We start from the raw sequence: 20,541 nt of genomic DNA, 5'->3' as shown, positions 1-20,541 counted from the left end.
TATGAGCGAATCAAAATCCGGCGGCTATTGCATGGTCATTACGACGGCCCCAAGCCGTGAGGAGGCTGAAAAGCTGGCGCAAGGTATTCTCGAAAACTGCCTTGCGGCCTGCGTTCATTTGTCCGACATTCGTAGCTTCTTTTTCTGGGATGGCGAGATGCAAAACGACGACGAAGTCTCGCTTTTCATCAAAACGACAAAGAAACGATACGACGCCCTCGAAAGCTACATTCAGGAATACCACCCTTACGACGTCCCGGAGATCATTCAACTGCCAATTACCGGCGGATCGCCTGAATATCTTGCCTGGCTGGATGCGATGACGGGTAGCAGCAAGTAGCCTTGCCAGGCCGATCGGCTGCCCGTCAGAGAAATGGGACGTATGGGTTTGATAGGAAGAAGTAAAGATGATGTTTCTGAGTGTCAGCTCTATTATGCCTTGCTGTTCCTTCCGTCCTTTCAGTCCTATTCTCTTACCTTTTCCCCTGCAAAATTCCTCTTAACTCCGCCGTTAAACCGGCCATCACCAAGAGCACGCTGGCGTTGCGGTTGATGGAGCGCATGGCTTCTTCGATGGCCGTTGAGGCACGGTAGAGGTCGCGGTTTGGGAAGGCTTTGACGAAGCGGTCGGTGTTTGCCGCGATGTCGGGGTTGTTGAGCTCCGGAAAGGCGTGGTCGATGCTTCGGCGGGTGACGTCCTGGAAGAAGAGCAGCAAGGCGTCGAGGAAGATGAGCTGTTCTGTGCGCGTGGAGCTTTTGGCCAGCTCTTCGCACGTGCCGATGGCTTCGTGGAACTTCGCAGGCACGAGGATGTTGCGGAGGTAGTCGATGGCTTTGTTGCGGATGCCGACCACCGCCGGGGCAGCTCCTTCGCCGGTTTCGGCTTCGATCAGTTCAAGCGCGCTGCAAAGGTTGCCGCGTGAGAGGCTCACGATGAAGTGGCGTTCGGTTTTGTCCAGCTGCGGAGCGCGTCGGGCGATCCACGCCTCGATCTCCGCCGGGCGCGGGCGGGCGAAGTTCAGGAGCTGACAGCGCGAGCGGATCGTTGGCAGCACCGATTCGGGCCGCGACGAGACGAGAATGAACACGACGTGCGCCGGTGGCTCTTCGAGCAGCTTGAGGAGCTTGTTGGCCGCGGTCGGGTGGAGTCGCTCGGCCTGTGAGATGATGAACACCTTTTTGCCGCCGTCGCGCGGGGCGAGCGAGGCCTTCTGTTGCAACATCACCACCTGCTCGGTCAGGATGCCCATCGAACGCTCCATAGCGGGCGTGAAGAATGGATTTTTTCGCTTTTCGTCGAGCAGCGCCTCGTAGCGCTCCCGAGCTTCGGTGAGCTTCTTGTTCTCTTTTTTCGACGGATCGATGGTTTCGAGCAGGGCTGCTTCGACGGGGAAGAGGTACTCGATGTTGGGGTGCATGAGCAGGTCGGTCTGGCGGCAGCTTTCGCATTCGCCGCACGAGCCTTCGCCCGAAAGGTTGCCGGAGCTCCGGCAGTTGAGAATTTTGGCGAGTTCAAACGCCACGCTCTCCTTGCCTGAGCCCTCGGGACCGGTAAAGAGATAGGCATGAGCCAAACGGTTGGCTCCGAGCGCTGTTTTCAGCACCCGGAGTTGTGGTTCGTGACCGACAATCGAATTCCAGCTCATGCCCCTCCGCTCAAATAAAGGTCAGCCAGTTGTATGGGTCTTCTCCGGAATGGACGATTTTGAGGTACTCGTGCTGCAAGGCTTCGGTGACCGGGCCGCGGTGTTCGTTGCCAATCGGGATTCTGTCAACGCTTCTGACTGGGGTGATCTCGGCAGCCGTGCCGGTCAGGAAGATTTCGTCGGCGATGTAAAGCGCCTCGCGCGGAATGGGCGTTTCGCGAACCTCGTAGCCAAGCTCCCTGGCGATGTGCATCACAGCGTGACGGGTAAAGCCCGGCAGGATCGACTGCGCGGCCAGCGGGGTGTAAATGATGTTGTTCCTGACGACAAAGATGTTTTCGCCGCTGCCCTCGGCAACGTAGCCGTTGTGGTCGAGCGCCAGTCCTTCGGCGTAACCGTCCGACAGCGCCTCCATTTTGATGAGCTGCGAGTTCATGTAGTTGCCGCCTGCTTTGGCCCATGAGGGCAGGGTGTTCGGGGCGAGGCGGTGCCATGAGGAGACCTTGACATCCACGCCATTTTCAAGCACATCCTCGCCGAGGTAGGTGCCCCACTCCCAGGTCGCGATGGCGACCTCGATGGAGGCGCGGTGCGGATTGACGCCAAGCGCGCCCTGACCACGGAAAACCAGCGGACGGACGTAGCAGGCCTTGTGGTTGTTGGCCTTGATGGTCGAGATAATGGCGTCCTTGATCTCGGTTTCCGAATAGGGAATCTCTATGCGGTAGATTTTCGAAGATTCCCAGAGGCGGCGGACATGTTCGTCGAGGAAGAGCAGCGCCGAGCCTTTGACGGTATCGTAACAGCGGATGCCCTCGAAGGTTGACGAACCATAGTGGACGACGTGGGACATGACGTGGATTTTGGCGTCACTCCAGCCGACCAGTTCGCCGTTCATCCATATTTTAAGCGAGTTATCCATAAAACTGATGAAATTGAGTGAAAAAAACGGTAAAGAATTTTTCTTCTAAGATAGTCTGTTTTGGCTTTTTTGAAAGCGGCGAGGAGCTCATTTGAGCGCGGACGATAGAGTGGAACGGGCTTGATGGCCTGAGTGAACGCGGTTCGTCCGCAGCGCCCACTCAGGCCGTTTGCACTCAATAAATCCTTTCGTACACGCCGTCAACTTCTCGCAGGATCGGCTCGTAGGCTGCCGGAGTTCTGCCGAAACAGGTGCCGATCGATTCGTACATGGCAACCTGGTCGAGATCGACATAGCGCTGTTCGATCGCCTTTGAGGCTTCGATGTACTCGATTTTGCGCCCCTTGACCTTGGAGATCGTCACACCGGTTTTGCCTTCAAGCAGGAGCAATACCGCTGCTGCGCCAGCCTCGAAGCCGAAGTTGATGTCGTAGGCCGAGGAGTGCCCGGCGCGCACCAAGTGGCCCGGATGGACTTCGCGCACCTCCGGAATTTCGTAGATGCCCTCGACGAACATGCCGGTATCCTTCATGAACTGCGGCATTCGCGGGTCGGTCTTGAAGCGCTTCTTGATCTCCTGGCAAACATACTTGCCCGCGCCCGCGAGCTTTTTGTGGCCAAATGCATCGATGCCTGCCGACTCATCGACGATGTCCGTGCCGTCGGCGTTCTTCATGCCCTCGGCGACCACGATGGTATAGGTGCCGCTGTGCACGTCGCTCTGCCGGATGCGGCGGGTGAAGCGTTCGACGATGTGCTCGTACACGACATCCCAGTCAACCGGGATTTCCGGAATCAGGATGCAGTCGGCTTCGGCAGCCACGCCGCTGCGGAAGGCCGTGTGGCCCGCGTAGCGTCCGAACACCTCCGTGACCAGCACGCGGTTGTGGGTACGTCCTGTCGTCTTCAGATCCTCGACGAACTGGGCGATGCGGTTGATGGTCGAGTCACCGCCGACCGAGTAGGTCTGCAAGTCAAGATCCATCGTCTTTGGACAGTGGATGCACTGGATGCCGTTGTGGTTCAGGTCGATCATGACGCTGCCGGAGTCGTCGCCGCCGCTGATGATGAGCGCGTCGAGATCGAACTTTTTCATGCCGACCTTGATGCGGTTGTATTTGTCGGGGTTGCTGATCGCCTTGATTTTCACCCGCGAGTGGCCGGCTTCCGAGCCGGCGAAGCTGGCCTGGAACTGGTCGAGACGGGCCTCGTCGAGCCTGACCAACCGGTCCTGATTCAGGAGGTTGTACAGTCCGGCGTAGCCGTTGGGGATCACATACAGTTCAAGCCCCTTGTTCAGGGCCATGAGTGCGGCACCCTTGATGACGGCGTTCAGGCCGCCGCAGTCGCCACCGCTGGTAAGAATTCCGATTTTTTTCACGCTGCTCCCTCCTCGTTCCTCAAGTTAGTTTTTGACAGCTTAATTTGATTTATTACACCATTGTTGCATGGTGTACGGTATGAAATCAAGATAGAGTATTTGGCTGATATTTCATTGTTGCATGATGAAATACGGTGCATTGAAATCCCCTGAATCCGTCAGAATATGACCTTCCTTGACCATTTTCGCTTTGCCTGGGTGCACCTGCGGGAGAGAAAGCGCCAGACCTCGCTGACGGTGCTTGGTGTGGCGGTCGGTTCGGCGATGATGATCACCACCATCGCTGTGGCGCGGGGGTCGTCGCTGAATGTTTTTCTGAAGCTCATCGATGTTGCCCCGCACATTACCATCGGCGCAGACAGGGTGGTGCCGGAGGTGCCCGACAACCTCGTCGGAATGATGCAGGGGAGGATCGCCTTTGTCCGCAAGAACGTGACGACCGACCGCAAGGTGGTGATCAAGAACTACAGTCAGGTGATTGCGACCGTCAGTCCGATGAGGGAGGTGGTCGATATTTCACCCTATGTTACCAGCAAGCTGCTTGCCCGCAACAAAAACCGCTTCACTTCCTGCTTCGCCAAAGGGGTGGTGCCGTCGCTCGAAGGTGAAATCGCCGGGCTGAAAAAGAATTTGCTCGACCCCGAGGCGCTCACCGAGCTGGGCTGGACGCCGAACGGTATCATCCTTGGCTCGATGCTGGCCGAGAAGCTGAAAGTGAAATACCGCGATACGATCATGCTGGTGGACAAGGAGGGACATGAATATCCGGTGATGGTCGTGGGGCGGTTCAGGAGCGGCTTTAACACCAAGGACGACAAAGAGGCCTACGTCAATCTGGCGCTGGCGCAGCGGATGGAGTCGCTGGCATCGAATACCGTGACTGGCATCGGCCTGCGGATTGCGAACATCGGCCAGGCAGACGCGCTTGCGGCGAGGATTCAGAAACTTACCGGCTACGAAACCAAAAGCTGGAGCGAAAGCAACAAGAATGTGATCGATTTCTACAATCGTAACGGTACAATCACGCTGGTACTGGTGAGTTTCGTGTTCGTGGTGGCGGGACTTGGCGTGTCGTCGGTGATGACAACGGTGGTGCTCCAGAAGGTGAAAGATATCGCCATTCTGCGCTCCATGGGCGTTCAGCGGGGAAGCATTACGCGCATTTTTATGCTCGAAGGGCTGATCATTGGCGCCACAGGTTCGCTGGTTGGCAGTCCGGTGGGGCATCTGATTTGCGACCTTATCAGCAGGATACGCTTCGCTCCGAGCAGCGCGGGCGTTATCAGCAGTGATCGGCTTCTTGTTGCTGAAACACCTGACGCACATCTCATCGTGATCGGTTTTGGCATTCTGATTGCCGTGATCTCTTCGGTGGGGCCAGCCCGCCGAGCCACGAGTTACCTGCCGGTGCGCGTCCTGCGCGGGGAGGTGGGGTAAACTGCATGTTTTCCTCTGTTGTGCGTCCCGCTTGCCGTGCTTCGTCAGCCTTGTCATCAAGCCATTCACGACGCGGAAAACATGCGTTCATTCAGGCATTTTCAATCAGGCACACCGCATGGGCGCAGGCACCCTCCTGACGGCCTACATAGCCGAGCTTTTCGTTGGTGGTTGCTTTGACCGACACGGCGTTTATCTCCAGGCCGAGGCAGCGGGCGATGTTGCGGCGCATCTGGTCGATGTAGGGAGCGATTTTCGGTTTTTCGAGCAGCAGCATGGTATCGACGTTGACCGGCTTGTAGCCTTCCTGTTCAAGAAGCTTGCAGACATGCCTCAGCAGCTCCATGCTGTCTGCATCTTTGTAGTCGGGGCTGGTGTCGGGGAAGTGCTTGCCGATGTCCCCAAGAGCTGCCGCGCCGAGCAGGGCGTCGCTGATGGCGTGCAGCAGCACATCGGCATCGCTGTGGCCGAGGAGTCCGATCGGGGAGGGCACTTCAACTCCGCCGATGATGAGTTTCCGGCCTTCTGCAAACTGGTGAACGTCTATGCCGATTCCTATACGCATGTTCTCTGTAAATTGGTGGTGGATTGGTGTCTATGCAGCGATATGGGCTGAAAGATAGAACAAAACGGGTAAATACAGAACCTTTCGTTCCAATTTGAAAAGGCCGGGAAAGGTGTCGAGGTGCATTGAATGTTTTGGATGACGGGTTTTAAATTGCACTTTATCAGGGTGTTTCGGGAGGTACAGAAATGGTATTTATGGAGATAATATCATGAATGATGGACGCTTGCAGCGCTTTTTCTGGATCTGTGCCGGCACCCCGGTCGAGATCATAGAAAAATATCCAACCGAACATGCCAAATACTTCGGCATAGGTGCGACGATCTTTTTTACTGCCCTGTTTGCCGCCCTTTCCGGCGGCTATGCTCTCTACTTCGTTTTCGCAGGAGCCCCTTTCGACTGGTTTGCATCGATACTGTTCGGGATATTCTGAGGACTGGCCATTTTCAATCTTGATCGTTACATCGTTTCAAGCATAAAGAAAACCTCGAAAGGAGTGACGCAGTTCTATCAGGCTTCACCCCGGTTGGTGCTTGCCGTTCTCATTGCCATCGTGATTGCCCGCCCGCTTGAACTCAAAATATTCGACAAGGAGATACGCGAGAAGCTCAAGGAGCGTTACCTCGCCGATCAGCAGGCGCAGATTACGCGGTTGCAGGAGTCGTTCAAGACAAACTATGCCCTTGAACTTTCCATGATCTCAAGGCACCAGAGTGAGTATGACGAGCTCGACAGGGATACGGCCCGTTTACGTGAAGAGCTCAAGGCCGAAGTGTTTGGCGACAAGACCTCTACGACTTCAGGCATTGTCGGATATGGCAGTTATGCGAAAAACAAGGAGGCTGTTATACAGTCCAAACAGGCCCGGCTGGACTATCTGGCCAGAAAACTGGCATCGCTCGAAGAGTTCGTGAATCGTCAAAAAGAGGTTGAGGGCATAAACAGCAATCTCATGCTTTCGGACGCCATGCTCGATCAGAAGGCATCAAAAGCCGGTTTTGCAGATCGAAACTGGGCACTTGGCGCGCTGACCCACGCAACTGACGACGTCAGCCGTTCATCGGCCCACGCGGTGACGTTCATCACGCTGCTGATTATCGCTTTTGAATGCGCCCCTCTGATTGTGAAACTGCTGTCCGATGCAGGCCCATCCGACGTCGATATTCGTGAAAGCGAGGCAAGGATCATCGCCCGTCTCGCCAATCCCGCGCTCATTGACAGCCCTCGTTCGGTGCGCCATTACAACACGCCATCATTTCGCTCCATGCCAGGCCGCAGGAACAGATTCTCCGGCTACCGGCGTCGCAGGTAGGTCTCCCCACTGCTTCACGTGTTCCTAAACCATCAGGCTGCCGACATACTCCTGAAATGCCGGAGCGTCAGGTTGCGAGAAGAATTTGTCGATCGCCACGGCGATCTTTTCGCCGATGTCGGGATAGACGAAGTTCATGGTGCCGATCTGGATGGCGCTGGCTCCGACGAGCAGGAACTCCATCGCGTCTGAGAACGAGGCGATGCCGCCCATGCCGACAATCGGAATCTTTACGGCTTTTGACACCTCCCACACCTTGGCCAGCGCAATCGGCTTGATAGCCGGGCCGGAGAGGCCGCCGGTCACGTTTTTCAGCAGCGGCTTGCGCTTGCGGTAATCCACCGCCATGCCGACCACGGTATTGATGAGCGAGACCGAGTCCGCGCCAGCCTCCTCGGCGGCGAGGGCAATCGCACTGATCGATGTGACATTTGGCGTGAGCTTCACCATCAGGTGTCGCCTGGTCTGCTTGCGCAACGTGGAGACAATTTCGCGGGTTGCGTCGGGGCTGACCCCCATGATCATGCATTCGCCCTTGACGTTCGGGCACGAAAGGTTCAGTTCGTAAGCGGCGATGCCCTCGACTGTGTCGAGCCGTTCGACCACCTGGCAGTAGTCGTCAATCGATTTGCCCGCGATGTTGACAATGACCTGTGTGTCGAGTGTCTGCAAAAATGGCACCTTGTCCGAAACGAACTTGTCGAGGCCGACATTCGCCAATCCGATGGCGTTGATCATGCCGCAGGATGTTTCGGCGATGCGCTGCGGCGGATTGCCGGTCCTTGGTTCGGGCGAAATGGCTTTGGTGACCAGACCGCCGATTTTCGAAAGGTCGCACAGTTGCGAAAGCTCTTCGCCGTAAGAAACGGTGCCGGAGGCGAGCATGACCGGCGAGCGGAGGTTGAGGCCCCTGCCGAGTTTGACGGCGGCAGGGGAGTTCATGGTCGTTGTTGTCATAATGCTGTTTCGATGGTTCAGGGGCGAGGCTCCTTGAGGTAGTAGCGCATGGTGTACTCCTTGACCATGCGGTCGGTGTTGTAGACCGGTGCGATGGTCGCGATGGCGTTGCGGATGTTCTTCAGCCATCTGACCGGAAGGTTGTGCTCGTTGCGCTCGTAGAAAGTCGGGATGATCTGGTTTTCGAGTACTTCATACAGTTTGTTCGCGTCGAAGCGGTACTGCTCATCGTAGTTCTCGTACTGCTCGCCGCTGCCAATCGACCAGCCGTTGGTGCCGTTGTATGCCTCGCACCACCAGCCGTCCATGATGCTCAGGTTCAGACCGCCATGCAGCACCGTTTTCTGGCCTGAGGTGCCGCTGGCCTCCATCGGCCTGACCGGGTTGTTCAGCCAGACATCGACACCGGAAACGAGGCGCTTGGCCACGCCGATGTTGTAGTTTTCGAGGAAGACCACCTTACCGAGGAACTGCGGGCGGTGCGAGTGCTCCACGATCTGGCGGATGTACTCCTTTCCTGCGTCGTCGTGCGGGTGGGCCTTGCCAGCAAAGATGATCTGCACCGGCATGGTCGGGTGGTTGACAATGGCGTTGAGCCGGTCGAGATCCTGGAAAATCAGTGGCGCGCGTTTGTAGGTGGCGAATCGCCGGGCGAAACCGATGGTCAGCACGTCGGGCGACAGCGCGCTTTTGGCCGATTTTGACGAGTCGCACGGTTTGTACGGCGTGGCGTACTGATGCTGATGGTAGAGCTGGTTCGACAGATAGCGCGCGATGTAGTCTATGAGGTTGCGCTTCAGCTGGTAGCGCAGACACCACAACTCGCTGTCGGAAACCTTCGAGAGTACCGCTTCCGCCGACTCCCTCGATGCAAACAGCTCATCGAGGCTTTTTGCATGATGTTTCCAGAACCGTTCTGTGAAGCCGCTGCTCCAGCTTTTGGTATGGATGCCGTTGGTGATATGGCCGATCGGCACCTCTTTCGGGTCGTCCGTCGCGTAGAGATGCTTCCACATCTCGCGCGAAACCTCGCCGTGCAATTTCGAGACGCCGTTGGCACAGCGGGAGAGCCTGAGGGCGAGCACCGTCATGGTGAAGAGCCCCGAGGTGTCCGCCGGATTTTCGGCGCCGAGTCTCAGCACCTCCTCCATCTCCATGCCACAAAGCGCCACGTACTTCGAGAAGGTGTACAGCATCATGTCGCGCGAAAAACGGTCGTGGCCAGCCGGAACGGGCGTGTGCGTAGTGAAAACGCACTGCTCCTTGACTTTCGCCTTGGCCTCCTCGAACGAGCGACCCTCGGCGAGTTCATCAGCGAGCAGTTCAAGCGTCAGGAACGCCGAGTGGCCCTCGTTCATATGATAGACCGCGGGTTCGACTTTCAGCGCTTTCAGGAGCTTGATGCCGCCGATGCCGAGCAGAATCTCCTGGTTAATGCGCATGTTTTGGTCGCCGCCGTAAACCCTCGAACAGATATCGCGGTAATGCATTTCATTGGCCGGGATATTGGTGTCGAGCAGGTAGAGCGTAGCGCGCCCGACCTTCAGGCTCCATGCCTGGGCGAAGACGGTGCTCTGGGCGATGATGACTTCGATGATCAGATCCTTTCCATCCGCGGTCGTGACCTTCTCGATAGGCAGGCTTTCGGGGTATTGCAGCGGATAATTCTCGATCTGCCAGCCGTCGTGATTGAGGTACTGGCGGAAATAGCCCTCCTTGTAGAAAAGGGAGATGCCGATGAAATTGAGGCCCAGATCGCTGGCCGACTTGATGTGGTCGCCCGAGAGGATGCCAAGGCCGCCCGAGTAGAGGCGGAGGCTTTCGTGAATGCCGAATTCGGCGCTGAAGTAGGCGACTGGGTTGGCGACGAGCTGGGGGGCGTGCTGGGCGGCCCAGGTGTTCTTTTCGGCCATGTAATCTTCGAACCGTTTGTTCACATCGTCGATCGTGCTGCTGAGTTCGCAGGCGCATCGCGCCTCGAGTTCATCGGCCGAAATATGTCTGAGCAGCTCGACCGGGTTGTGATTGACCCGTTCCCAAAGGAGCGGCGAAAGGTTTTTGAAGAGCGATTTGGCTTCGGTATCCCATGACCACCAGAGGTTTCGGGAGAGTTTTTTTACGACAGAAATGCTTTTTGACATGTTTGATTTGTAGATTTTGCCTCGTTCCTCAGGTGGTGCAGGTTCAGAAAACGGAGTATCTTACAGAACTGCATCCCTGAGGAGGATGCTGGGATGAAGGGACGTTGGGATTCACAGAGAAGAACCGATCTGGCCAGATTCCTTGGTTTATCTATTAAATTTAAATCTTTCAATCTGTAAATCAACATTGTAACGGTGTCCTTTGATAAGAAAGTAACCATCGCGCATCTTTCAGATCTGCACTTTGCAAGCAAGAACGACCGTTATCTGACGGCAAGGCTCGACACCATGCTCGGCGAGTTCGTCCGCCGCAAGTACGATCACCTCGTGATGACCGGCGATCTGATCGATACGGCCTCACCGGCGCTCTGGACGATCATCCGGGATGCTCTCGTGCGGCATGGGCTGTTCGACTGGACGAAAACCACGGTGATTCCCGGCAATCACGACCTGATCGACCTCGAAGAGGAGATGCGCTTCTACAACGCGCTCAATCCCGATGACCGGAGCCGCCAGCACCGGGTTGATGACCGGCTTCGGCAGTTTAACGCGATATTCCGCCCGCTCATCACCGATAATGGCGATGCTTTGGCAGGCGTGCCCTTCGTCAAGGTGATGCGTCTCGGTGGGATTTCGCTTTCGTTCGTGGCGGTCAATACCGTCGATCCGTGGTCGGGGCTGGACAATCCGGCAGGTGCACGGGGCAGCGTTTCGCCTGAAACGCTCAGGGCTCTCCAGGAACCGGGTGTTCGGCAGGTTCTCGACGACACTTTCATCATCGGTCTCTGTCACCACGCTTACAAGGTGTACGGCACCGGTGCGCTGGTCGATCAGGTGTTCGACTGGACGATGGAGTTCAAGAACCGGGATGAATACCTCAAGGCGATGAAAAATCTTGGCGTAAGACTGGTGCTGCATGGCCATTTTCACCGTTTTCAGGTCTATCAGGCCAACGGTATAAACTTCATTAACGGCGGCAGTTTCCGCTACTCTCCCGAACGGTACGGAGAACTGGTCATCAACGCGGATGGCCGGTGGTCGCACCGGTTTGTCAATCTCGCGCTCAAAAAGTAGCCGGGCGGTTTTTGGCAAATAAAAGCGGGTGGATTTTGTTGACGAAGAAGAATGAAGAGCGATTCTTCGCGGGTTTTGTCCACAAAGTCCGCATCACGCTTCCCCTGGCTCGGCGAGCTGGCGATTTTCAGGCTTGCTTTTTTTCCTTCACGCCCTGCTCTTTCATATACTCGCGGATGCGCTTGGCGTGGTTCTGATCTTCGCTGGCGAGCTGCTGCAAGAGGTCGGCGGTCAGCGAGCCGGTTTCGCTCTCCATGAACTCCTGGAAGTGTGCCTCTCCGGCGGACATTTCGATGTGGAGCGCGAGGTTCAGTGCTTCTTCCCTTGAGAACGGCGAAATGGCAAATCGCTCCGTTTCGGCGATGATGCGTGCATTGTTCGCTTTCAGGGCGTCGAGGTCTTTGGCAAGGAGATTTTCCGGAAAAAACTGCAACGGCTGCGGCTGTTTTTTCTCCTGCTGGAGCAAGGCCGCATGGCTGCGCTCCTCCATCGAGAGTTGCCACCAGAACTCTTCGTCCTCTTCGAAATGGTCGTTGAAGAGGGTGTAGAGTTTGGCGAGATTGAGTTCGAGCTGTATCGATTCGTCGAGAAGCGCGGCAATGGTCGGTGACGTTGACATGAGAGTGCTTGATGTTGGTGTGACGGTTGAACAATTTGAAATAGCGCAAGATAATGAACGGTGGCGATAATGAGGAGTATTTCCGGAAGATCGGCTCATGCGGCGGCTTGTCGATGATCGTTTCTGGCGGGCAGACCGGCGTGGACCGCAGTGCGCTCGATGCGGCCATCGCCGCTGGTCACGCGCATGGCGGCTGGTGTCCGAGAGGCAGGAGAGCGGAAGATGGCGTGATCCCCGAAAAGTACAGACTTGTTGAAACGCCCTTCTCCCGGTATGCCGTCAGAACGGCGTGGAACGTCCGCGACTCGGACGCCACTCTCGTGCTGACTTCAGGCCTGGTTGCGGGCGGCACGAAGCTCACGGTCGAGTGCGCGCAGCGATACGGCCGGCTTTGCCTGATTGTCGATCTGTGTGGAGAAACGGATGCCGGAACGGTTGCGGAGTGGATCTGGGCGCATGGAATCGGCGTGCTGAATGTCGCCGGGCCGAGGGAGAGCGAAAGGCCGGGCATCGGTGAAAATGCCCGGCGCTTTGTCGCGGAAATTATTGATCGCGATAGGTGGCGTACTCCTGCAGGCTCTTGACGCCGAACTCCTGGCAGCGGATGCAGTCTATCGCCCGCACGGAGGCTTCAGCGGCTTCGATGGTGGTGACGAACGGCACGCCGTTCTGCACCGAGGCCGAGCCGATGGCCTCCTCGTCGTGCAGCGCCCGCTCACCGCGAGGCGTGTTGATCACGAAGTCGATCTTGCCGAGCTTGATGATGTCGAAAATGTTGGGCCGTCCCTCTTCACCGACCTTGAAGATTTTCTTGCAATCGATGCCGTGCTGCGTCAAAAAGGCGTGGGTGCCAGCGGTCGCCACCAGGTCGAAGTCCATGCGGTAGAGTTCGCGGGCGATGTTGATGATGCGCTGGTTCTTGTCTTGATCGTTGACGCTGATGAAGACCGTGCCGGAGAGCGGCAGGTGCATGTTGGCCGCCTGGTAGGCTTTGGCGAACGCCTCCGGGAAGGATTCGGCAAGGCTCATCGCTTCGCCGGTCGAGCGCATCTCCGGGCCGAGATAGACGCCGGACTTGACAAACTTCGAGAACGGGAAGACTGGCTCTTTGATGGCCATGTGCTTCAGACCCAGCTCGTCGCAATCCTTCAGGTTGAACTCCTTGCGCAAGTCGCAGAGCTTTTCTCCGAGCATGATGCGCGTGGCGATCTTGACCACCGGAATCGCCGTGGCCTTTCCCACGAAAGGCACGGTGCGGCTGGCGCGCGGGTTGACCTCAATGACGTACACCTTGCCATTCTGTACGGCGTACTGCACGTTCATCAGGCCGATCACGCCAATGTGCTCGGCGAGCTTGCGGGTGTACTCTTTCATCGTGGCGATGGCCGCCGGATCGATATTGTAGTAGGGCAGGATCGAGGTGGAGTCGCCGCTGTGGATGCCGGCGGCCTCGACGTGCTGCATGATGCCGCTGATGACGCAGTCGGTGCTGTCGGCCAGCGCATCGATGTCAAACTCGACGGCGGTTTCGAGGAAGCGGTCGATGAGCAGCGGATATTTTTCGGTGATGAAGAGCGCCTGATCGACGTACTCCTTGAGCGAGTCGTCGTTGTAGATGATCTTCATGGCGCGTCCGCCGAGCACGTAGCTGGGCCTGACAAGTACCGGGTAACCGATCCTGTTGGTGATCTCCTGTGCTTCGGCGAAGGTGGTTGCCGTGCCGTACTCGGGGTGCGGAATGTCGAGCTTTTCGAGCAGCGCGCCGAACCGCTTGCGGTCTTCGGCAAGGTCGATGCCGTCCGAGGATGTGCCGAGGATGTGCACACCCGCCTTGTCGAGCTTGGTCGAGAGCTTGAGCGGCGTCTGGCCGCCGAAGCTGACGATGACGCCGAGCGGCTGTTCGTGCTCGATGATGCGGATGACGTCCTCGAAGGTGAGCGGCTCAAAGTAGAGCTTGTCGGCGATGTCGTAGTCGGTCGAGACGGTCTCGGGGTTGCAGTTGACCATGATGGTTTCGTACCCCGACTCGCGGAGCGCGAAGACCGCCTGCACGCAGCAGTAGTCGAACTCGATGCCCTGGCCGATGCGGTTCGGGCCGCCGCCGAGGATGATCACCTTCTTTTTATCGGAACGTACCGACTCGTTTTCCTCGTCGTAGGTCGAGTAGTGGTACGGTGTGCTGGCGTCGAACTCCGCCGCGCAGGTGTCGACGGTCTTGAAGACCGAGATCACGCCGTAATGGTTTCGCAGCTCGCGCACCGCAGCTTCGCTGGTCTGGAATATGGTGGCAATCTGGAAATCGGAAAAGCCGTGCTCCTTGGCTTTTTTCATAGCCGAGGCGGGCAATTTCTGGCTGAGGGCCTGCGCCTGTTCGGAGAGTTCAGGGAGTGGAGTGGTCATGCAGCGTCGTGTTGGAAAATCATGATTGGTAGAGCATCACCAAAGGTAACAATTCAGGGCCGTACTTTACAACCGCCGGAGTATAATAAAAAGGCGTCCGAACTCAAAGCCCGCGCGTTCATTGTCGGCTGGCGTGGCTTTGCCTGTCGCTGAAGACGGTTCAGGAATTTTAGGGGTGCCCGTAATTTTACTATTATATTCTTTTCATGTAATTTCCGACTAGCAATCCGAGCTAGGTAACCACAGTATTGATCAGGAGTGTGATGAGCAACAATCAGTTCGATTCCATAGAATCAGCCATCGAAGACATTAAAAACGGCAAGCTGATCATCGTCGTCGATGACGAAGATCGGGAGGATGAAGGCGATTTTATTGCCGCTGCCGAGCATGTGACCCCCGAGATGGTGAACTTCATCACCAAAGAGGCGCGCGGCCTGCTCTGCGTGGCTATTCCCATGGAGCGCGCCCGCGAGTTGCAGCTTGAACCGATGGTGCAGCGCAACACCTCCCAGCACGAAACAAACTTCACCGTTTCAATCGACGCGATCGCCGAAGGGGTGACCACCGGCATTTCGGCCTACGACCGATACATGACGCTCAAGATGCTTGCCGATCCGTCCTCCACGGCGGACGACTTCTCACGCCCCGGCCACATCTTCCCGCTCCGGGCGATGGATGGCGGTGTGCTACGCAGGGTTGGTCACACCGAGGCCGCGGTCGATCTCTGTCGTCTTGCCGGATGCCAGCCAGCCGGTTTGCTCTGCGAAATCCTGCACGACGACGGCAGCATGGCGCGTGTGCCCGAACTGCTGAAGCTCAAAGAGAAGCTCGGCATGAAGCTCATCACGATCAAAGATCTCGTGGCTTACCGGATGCAGCGGTCGAAGCTCGTGCACCGCGCCGTCGAGTCGAAGCTACCGACCGCGTATGGCGAGTTCAAGCTCATTGCCTACGAAACCATCGTCGATCAGCAGAATCACATGGCCTTCGTCAAGGGCGATGTTGGCAACGGCGAGCCGGTGCTTGCCCGGGTGCACTCGCAGTGCGCCACGGGCGATACCTTCGGTTCGTTGCGTTGCGACTGCGGTCACCAGCTCGAAACCGCTCTGCGCATGATTGAAAAGGAGGGGCGTGGCGTCCTGATTTACCTCATGCAGGAGGGGCGAGGCATCGGCCTCATCAACAAGCTCAAGGCCTACAACCTTCAGGACGAAGGGTTCGACACGGTCGAGGCCAACGAGAAGCTCGGTTTCAAACCCGACCTTCGCGACTACGGCATCGGTGCGCAGATTCTTCAGGACCTTGGTGTCAGGAAGATGCGGTTGATGACCAACAACCCGAAAAAGATTGTCGGTCTGGAAGGCTATGGTCTTGAAATCGTCGAACGCGTACCGCTCGAAATCGAGCCGAACGAGGTGAACCGCCACTACCTGCAGACCAAGCGCGACAAGCTTGGTCACATGATTCAAATGGCTTCGGGCAATGAACGGATTCTCTTCGAGCGCCTTGCCGATGAGCAGTTGAAACAGCACAAAAAAGATTAACCTCCAGCGGGAGAAGGAAACACGATGGACAACGATATTCTGAAACGGCTCGACCCCGAGGTCTTCGAGGCGATTGCCAATGAAACAAAACGCCAAACCGAAACGCTCGAACTGATCGCTTCGGAGAACTTCACCAGCAAGGCGGTCATGGAAGCTTGCGGCTCGGTGATGACCAACAAGTACGCCGAGGGCTACCCCGGCAAGCGCTACTACGGCGGCTGCGAATTTGTTGATGTGGCCGAGAACCTCGCCCGCGACCGCGCCAAGAAGCTTTTCGGCTGTGAGTACGTCAACGTGCAGCCGCACTCCGGTTCCAGCGCCAACATGGCGGTGCTTTTCGCCGTGCTCAAGCCGGGCGACGCCATCATGGGCCTCGACCTCTCCCACGGCGGCCACCTGACTCACGGCAGCAAGGTGAACTTCTCCGGCCAGTTCTTTGATGCCCACTCTTACGGCGTTGACAAAGAGACTGGCATCATCGACATGAACAAGGTCGAAGAGATGGCCAGGCGAGTCAAGCCGAAGCTCATCATCACCGGCGCGAGTGCCTACTCGCAGGGCTTTGACTTCAAGGCGTTCCGCGAAGTCGCCGACAAAGTCGGTGCGCTGCTCATGGCCGACATCGCCCACCCGGCGGGCCTCGTTGCTGCGGGCCTTTCTGCCAACCCGATGCCGCATTGCCACTTCGTGACCACCACCACGCACAAGACCCTGCGCGGCCCACGCGGCGGCATGATCATGATGGGCAAGGATTTCGAGAATCCGCTCGGCCTGACTATCAACACCAAGAACGGCTCGCGCGTCAAGATGATGTCCGAGGTGATCGACGCCGAGGTGATGCCCGGCATCCAGGGCGGCCCGCTCATGCACATCATCGCCGGCAAGGCGGTTGCCTTCGGCGAAGCGCTCCAGCCCGAGTTTAAAGCCTATGCGCAGCAGATCAAGGACAACGCCGCTGCAATGGCCGCGAAGTTCCTCGCGGCGGGCTACCACATCGTCAGCGGTGGTACGAAAAACCACCTCATGCTGCTCGACCTGCGCAACAAGAACGTCAACGGCAAGGTAGCCGAAAACCTCCTGCACGAAGCCGGAATCACGGTTAACAAAAACATGGTGCCTTTCGACGACAAATCGCCGTTCGTCACCAGCGGCATCCGCATCGGCACCCCGGCGATGACCACTCGTGGGATGAAGGTTGCCGAAGCTGAAAAGATCGTTGAATTCATCGATCGCGTCATCAGCGCTGCCAACGACGCCAACGTCGCCGATGTCTGCAAGGCCGTCAGGGCTGAAGTTCGCGAGCTGTGCCTTGGCTTCCCGCTCAACAACTACGGTTCTCTCGTCTAAGTGATATGCGATAAAGTATTACAAAGGCCGGTCATCTCTGTGGACGCCGGCCTTTTTTGTCTTTTTTATAATAAATTTACTATCACCATTGGTTAAGTCCTTGCCAAGAAAAAAAGGGTGCCATGTCCAATACGAAGAAGGGGCTTGCTACAGCTGGTTATAATGATGACCTCGCGAAGTTAGAAGAGATATTTTTGCCGAATTTTTTTTATAAAAAGATGCAATATTATTTCTCTAGCTCCGGCTTAATAAGTAATGATGTCTTGTTTGTTCACTATACATCGACAGAGTCGGCATTGGATATTATTAGAGAGAAACGGGTTCTGATGCGTAATGCTCTTCATATGCCAGACAGACAAGAGGTGCAGGATGGGTTTAATATCATGGATGGTCTTTTGTCAAATGAAAATAACCATTGGGTTGAATTTAGAAATCGTATTGAGGTGGTTTTGCCGGGAGTTGTTGACAGGGTAATGAAGATTTATAGTGATCATTCTCATGGCAGGAATGATGGAACGTATTTTCTGTCAGTGTTGGAGCATGATGAAAGTGAGAAAGAGTTGGGTCGATTGTCTATGTGGAGGGCGTTTTGTGGTCAGTCGCAGCCTGTAGCTATGTTTCTTAGACTTCCGGCTCTGTCAGCTGTTTCACAAGTTTTGCGGATATTTTTCAATCCGGTTTTATATAAAGGAAAAGGTCAACAGCATCTGGAACTTGCCGAGGTTATTAAAAATGTTGAAAATCATAAATCCTTCCTTGAACGCCTGGACCCGGATCTTGTTACCTCTGCAATAGTCTCGATGATTCTGATTAACGTTCTCTGTGTGAAGCATAAAGTATTCAAGGAGGAGCGTGAGTGGCGTTGTGTTTATTTGCCAAAATGCTTTACATCGGAGACTTCTGCGCGATTGATAGAGCCGGGTGTTGAAGAGCAGGTTGGTGCTTCGCGTAATGTGTACAAGATGCCTCTGAATGCTGCTATCGATCCTGTTCTTTCTGATATTGACCTTTCTAAAATATTCGACAGTCTGATTATCGGTCCATCAAAATCTCCTTATGCTACGTATGAAGTTTTTTGTGATGAACTGAAAAAAATCGGCGTTTCAGATGTGGAGTCAAAAGTGAGAGTTACCGAAATTCCGGTCAGATGATTGATCTATTCCCGCTTTACGGACGGACTTTTGTATAGCCATATTTCTCCTGTTCATAGATCGCCTTTTATTGCTGGATAAAAGGCAATTGTTATAAGCTGTTGAACAGGCGAAATTTTATTCCCCCAATATTCCCCTGATCGACTCGTCAACCTCCTGCTCCATCGCGCGAAATTGTTTGTTGTGTTCGAGAAGCTCTCTTGACAAGCGTTCCTGTTCGTGCGTGCTGGTGGCTGACTGGAGTTGTGCGATAATTTTCTGTTTCTCTTTCTGCAACGGTTCGAGCACCAGCGCTTTGACCGCAACGAGGAAGTGAGAGAGGCAACGGCGGGCGTGCTGTTCGAGTTCGGCAGGGGTCAGGCGCGTGGTTTCGTTGACCGGCAGGCGGAAGAGGATGTCGAAGGCGAGGTTGCTTGCGTCCTCCATGCCGATGGAGCTGATCTCAGAGTTGATGTCGAGGTGACCGTCGCGGTCATTCATTTCGCGGAATCGCCTGACCAGATGGCTGAAAATTGTTTGCGCGGCAGGATGTTCGAGGTGGAACATCGACTCATGCGAGGCGGCGAAGTCGAGCACTTCGTTGCCGTAGAAGGTGCTTTCGATCAGCGCTTCGAGGAAGGTGCGTTCCGTCACGGAGAGCGGCGCTTGCCGCGCGAGGGGCTGCGGGGCCGGTTCGCTGCGGCGCTGGCGTGACTCTCGCGTGCTGCCCCCGGTGTCGCTCGCGGCCATCACCTCGCGGAGCGTCTGGCGGCTGAGATCGAGCTTTTTCGACAGCTCGTCGATGTACAGTTCCTTCTGCACCGGATCGGCGATGAGGGCGATGCTCCGCGTCATGGCAGAAATCGCTTTTGAGGCGGTATCGGGGCTCTCCATCCATCCGGCATCCTGATAGCAGCGGAGCTGGAAATCCTGAAACGAGCTTTTTTCACTCTCCAGCTCGCCGAGAAACGCCTCCTTGCCGTAGTTGCGAATGAAACTGTCGGGGTCTTCATTGCCGGGCAGCATCACCACCCACGGCGTCAGCCCCTCCGAGAGCAGAATGTCGATGCCCGCCAGCATCGATTTCTTGCCTGCGTTGTCGCCGTCGTAGAGGAAGAGCACGCGCGAGGTGTAGCGCTTCAGGATTTTGGCCTGGTAGCGGGTGAGCGCCGTGCCGCACGAGGCGACCGTGTTGGTGAAGCCCGCCTGGTGCATGGCGATCACGTCCATGTACCCTTCGACGAGAATGGCCGTTTCCTGCCGCCGGATTTCGTTCTTGGCGGCGTGCATCCCGTAGAGCAGCTTCGACTTCTCGAAGAAGGCGCTCTCCGGCGAGTTGATGTACTTGGGTGTTTCGGCGTCGTTTGACAGCGTACGCCCGCCGAAGCCCGCCACCTGGCCGCCGACGGTCAGAATCGGAAAGATGATCCGGTTGCGGAATGTGTCGTAGAGAGTGTTGCGCTTCGGGTGGCGCGTCAGGAGGCCGAGGCTGACGAGATGCTCGACCGGTGCTCCGTCACGCTCCGCCGCATGGAGCAGGTGATCCCACGACTCGGGCGCGAAGCCGAGGCCGAAGCGCCGGATCGTGCCGGGTTCGAGTCCCCGCTTGCCGGTGAGGTAGGCGAGCGCCGCGCTTCCGGCCTCGCTTTGCAGCGTGCCGTGGAACAGCTTCGCCGCCCAGCGCAGTGTGTCGAACTGGCTGGCCTCCCGTTTATCCTTTTCTTTGGCCTTCTGTTGCTGGTATTTGCCGATGTCGATTCCGGCGCGTTTGGCCAGCATCTCGACCGCTTCAGGAAAGCTCACCTTCTCCATCTCCATGACGAAGGTGAAGACGTTGCCGCCCTTGCCGCTCGAAAAGCATTTGTAAATCTGCTTGTCGGGCGAGACGATGAACGACGGGGTCTTCTCCTGCGTAAAGGGCGAGAGCGCCTTGAAATGGCGGCCCGAGGGGTGCAGCCTGACATAATCCGACACCACGTCAACAATGTCCGTGCTCTGGCGGACCTCATCAATCATGCGTTCCGGTATCATGCCTGTAATGTTCTCATTCTTTTCCCGTTTTGTTC

The 20,541-nt window shown here is 56.5% G+C and carries 16 protein-coding genes and 1 pseudogene; 8 read left to right on the top strand and 9 right to left on the bottom strand.

The features are described from left to right. Nucleotide 1: 1 nt before the first annotated feature. Nucleotides 2–340 carry a divalent-cation tolerance protein CutA gene (gene cutA / locus AYT24_RS07260; RefSeq protein ID WP_010933271.1) on the top strand — a complete coding sequence of 113 codons (339 nt, stop codon included), beginning with the start codon at nucleotides 2–4 and terminating at the stop codon, nucleotides 338–340. A 133-nt stretch (nucleotides 341–473) separates the two neighbouring features. On the opposite strand, the gene AYT24_RS07255 is transcribed toward cutA, so the two are convergent. From AYT24_RS07255 to AYT24_RS07245, 3 genes are all read right to left on the bottom strand, one after another. After that, nucleotides 474–1,646 (bottom strand): ATP-binding protein, encoded by a 1,173-nt coding sequence (locus AYT24_RS07255; protein ID WP_010933270.1) that lies wholly within the window; start codon nucleotides 1,644–1,646, stop codon nucleotides 474–476. Nucleotides 1,647–1,656: 10 nt separating this feature from the next. After that, complete coding sequence (locus AYT24_RS07250) at nucleotides 1,657–2,568, bottom strand: branched-chain amino acid transaminase (RefSeq protein WP_010933269.1); 912 nt, start codon at nucleotides 2,566–2,568, stop codon at nucleotides 1,657–1,659. A 175-nt stretch (nucleotides 2,569–2,743) separates the two neighbouring features. After that, nucleotides 2,744–3,949, bottom strand: coding sequence for a 6-phosphofructokinase (locus AYT24_RS07245; RefSeq protein ID WP_010933267.1), 1,206 nt, complete (start codon nucleotides 3,947–3,949; stop codon nucleotides 2,744–2,746). 165 nt (nucleotides 3,950–4,114) lie between these two features. Between AYT24_RS07245 and AYT24_RS07240 the strand changes: the two genes are divergently transcribed. After that, entirely contained in the window at nucleotides 4,115–5,386 is a 1,272-nt protein-coding gene (locus AYT24_RS07240) for an ABC transporter permease (protein WP_010933266.1), read from the top strand. Nucleotides 5,387–5,477: 91 nt separating this feature from the next. Here AYT24_RS07240 and ispF read toward each other — a convergent pair whose 3' ends face one another. Beyond that, nucleotides 5,478–5,951, bottom strand: a complete 474-nt coding sequence (ispF, locus tag AYT24_RS07235) for a 2-C-methyl-D-erythritol 2,4-cyclodiphosphate synthase (protein ID WP_010933265.1) — start codon at nucleotides 5,949–5,951, stop codon at nucleotides 5,478–5,480. Nucleotides 5,952–6,162: 211 nt separating this feature from the next. On the opposite strand from ispF, the pseudogene AYT24_RS07230 reads away from it, so the two are divergent. Continuing rightward, nucleotides 6,163–7,263: pseudogene (locus tag AYT24_RS07230) on the top strand (DUF4407 domain-containing protein). Nucleotides 7,264–7,287: 24 nt separating this feature from the next. Here AYT24_RS07230 and AYT24_RS07225 read toward each other — a convergent pair. Then, nucleotides 7,288–8,220, bottom strand: a complete 933-nt coding sequence (locus AYT24_RS07225) for a dihydroorotate dehydrogenase (RefSeq protein ID WP_164927060.1) — start codon at nucleotides 8,218–8,220, stop codon at nucleotides 7,288–7,290. Nucleotides 8,221–8,237: 17 nt separating this feature from the next. Beyond that, entirely contained in the window at nucleotides 8,238–10,361 is a 2,124-nt protein-coding gene (glgP, locus tag AYT24_RS07220; protein ID WP_010933260.1) for an alpha-glucan family phosphorylase, read from the bottom strand. Between the two features lie 195 nt (nucleotides 10,362–10,556). On the opposite strand from glgP, the gene AYT24_RS07215 reads away from it, so the two are divergent. Next, on the top strand, nucleotides 10,557–11,435 hold the full coding sequence (locus AYT24_RS07215; RefSeq protein WP_010933259.1) for a metallophosphoesterase family protein: 879 nt from the start codon (nucleotides 10,557–10,559) through the stop codon (nucleotides 11,433–11,435). Between the two features lie 127 nt (nucleotides 11,436–11,562). Here AYT24_RS07215 and AYT24_RS07210 read toward each other — a convergent pair whose 3' ends face one another. Continuing rightward, on the bottom strand, nucleotides 11,563–12,054 hold the full coding sequence (locus AYT24_RS07210; protein WP_164927059.1) for a rubrerythrin family protein: 492 nt from the start codon (nucleotides 12,052–12,054) through the stop codon (nucleotides 11,563–11,565). 53 nt (nucleotides 12,055–12,107) lie between these two features. Here AYT24_RS07210 and AYT24_RS07205 point away from each other — a divergent pair, with 53 nt between their 5' ends. Then, nucleotides 12,108–12,638: a putative molybdenum carrier protein gene (locus AYT24_RS07205; RefSeq protein ID WP_164927058.1), complete on the top strand. Its 531-nt coding sequence runs from the start codon at nucleotides 12,108–12,110 to the stop codon at nucleotides 12,636–12,638. On the opposite strand, the gene carB is transcribed toward AYT24_RS07205, so the two are convergent. Continuing rightward, the gene (gene carB / locus AYT24_RS07200; protein WP_010933256.1) at nucleotides 12,598–14,454 is read right to left on the bottom strand and encodes a carbamoyl-phosphate synthase large subunit; all 1,857 of its coding nucleotides are present in this window, start codon (nucleotides 14,452–14,454) and stop codon (nucleotides 12,598–12,600) included. The genes AYT24_RS07205 and carB overlap by 41 nt on opposite strands. 263 nt (nucleotides 14,455–14,717) lie before the next feature. On the opposite strand from carB, the gene AYT24_RS07195 reads away from it, so the two are divergent. The 3 genes from AYT24_RS07195 to AYT24_RS07185 all read left to right on the top strand — a co-directional run bounded on the left by AYT24_RS07195 (nucleotide 14,718) and on the right by AYT24_RS07185 (nucleotide 18,496). After that, entirely contained in the window at nucleotides 14,718–15,998 is a 1,281-nt protein-coding gene (locus AYT24_RS07195; RefSeq protein WP_164927057.1) for a bifunctional 3,4-dihydroxy-2-butanone-4-phosphate synthase/GTP cyclohydrolase II, read from the top strand. A gap of 24 nt (nucleotides 15,999–16,022) precedes the next feature. Beyond that, entirely contained in the window at nucleotides 16,023–17,345 is a 1,323-nt protein-coding gene (glyA, locus tag AYT24_RS07190; RefSeq protein WP_010933254.1) for a serine hydroxymethyltransferase, read from the top strand. Between the two features lie 122 nt (nucleotides 17,346–17,467). Further along, on the top strand, nucleotides 17,468–18,496 hold the full coding sequence (locus AYT24_RS07185) for a DUF2971 domain-containing protein (RefSeq protein WP_010933253.1): 1,029 nt from the start codon (nucleotides 17,468–17,470) through the stop codon (nucleotides 18,494–18,496). Nucleotides 18,497–18,613: 117 nt separating this feature from the next. Here the strand turns inward: AYT24_RS07185 and dnaG are convergent, their stop codons facing one another. Next, the gene (dnaG, locus tag AYT24_RS07180) at nucleotides 18,614–20,491 is read right to left on the bottom strand and encodes a DNA primase (RefSeq protein ID WP_010933252.1); all 1,878 of its coding nucleotides are present in this window, start codon (nucleotides 20,489–20,491) and stop codon (nucleotides 18,614–18,616) included. Nucleotides 20,492–20,541 lie beyond the last annotated feature (50 nt).

The sequence above is a fragment of the Chlorobaculum tepidum TLS genome (genome assembly GCF_000006985.1).
GTDB classification, from domain to species: Bacteria; Bacteroidota; Chlorobiia; order Chlorobiales; family Chlorobiaceae; genus Chlorobaculum; species Chlorobaculum tepidum.
This window is presented reverse-complemented; position numbering and strand designations above follow the sequence as displayed.

What these genes read in the sequence shown, in the direction of transcription:
- cutA (WP_010933271.1), top strand. Translation starts at nt 2, where the DNA reads ATGAGCGAATCAAAATCCGGCGGCTATTGCATGGTCATTACGACGGCC.
- AYT24_RS07255 (WP_010933270.1), bottom strand. Translation starts at nt 1,646, where the DNA reads ATGAGCTGGAATTCGATTGTCGGTCACGAACCACAACTCCGGGTGCTG.
- AYT24_RS07250 (WP_010933269.1), bottom strand. Translation starts at nt 2,568, where the DNA reads ATGGATAACTCGCTTAAAATATGGATGAACGGCGAACTGGTCGGCTGG.
- AYT24_RS07240 (WP_010933266.1), top strand. Translation starts at nt 4,115, where the DNA reads ATGACCTTCCTTGACCATTTTCGCTTTGCCTGGGTGCACCTGCGGGAG.
- ispF (WP_010933265.1), bottom strand. Translation starts at nt 5,951, where the DNA reads ATGCGTATAGGAATCGGCATAGACGTTCACCAGTTTGCAGAAGGCCGG.
- AYT24_RS07225 (WP_164927060.1), bottom strand. Translation starts at nt 8,220, where the DNA reads ATGACAACAACGACCATGAACTCCCCTGCCGCCGTCAAACTCGGCAGG.
- glgP (WP_010933260.1), bottom strand. Translation starts at nt 10,361, where the DNA reads ATGTCAAAAAGCATTTCTGTCGTAAAAAAACTCTCCCGAAACCTCTGG.
- AYT24_RS07210 (WP_164927059.1), bottom strand. Translation starts at nt 12,054, where the DNA reads ATGTCAACGTCACCGACCATTGCCGCGCTTCTCGACGAATCGATACAG.
- AYT24_RS07205 (WP_164927058.1), top strand. Translation starts at nt 12,108, where the DNA reads ATGAACGGTGGCGATAATGAGGAGTATTTCCGGAAGATCGGCTCATGC.
- carB (WP_010933256.1), bottom strand. Translation starts at nt 14,454, where the DNA reads ATGACCACTCCACTCCCTGAACTCTCCGAACAGGCGCAGGCCCTCAGC.
- AYT24_RS07195 (WP_164927057.1), top strand. Translation starts at nt 14,718, where the DNA reads ATGAGCAACAATCAGTTCGATTCCATAGAATCAGCCATCGAAGACATT.
- glyA (WP_010933254.1), top strand. Translation starts at nt 16,023, where the DNA reads ATGGACAACGATATTCTGAAACGGCTCGACCCCGAGGTCTTCGAGGCG.
- AYT24_RS07185 (WP_010933253.1), top strand. Translation starts at nt 17,468, where the DNA reads ATGTCCAATACGAAGAAGGGGCTTGCTACAGCTGGTTATAATGATGAC.
- dnaG (WP_010933252.1), bottom strand. Translation starts at nt 20,491, where the DNA reads ATGATTGATGAGGTCCGCCAGAGCACGGACATTGTTGACGTGGTGTCG.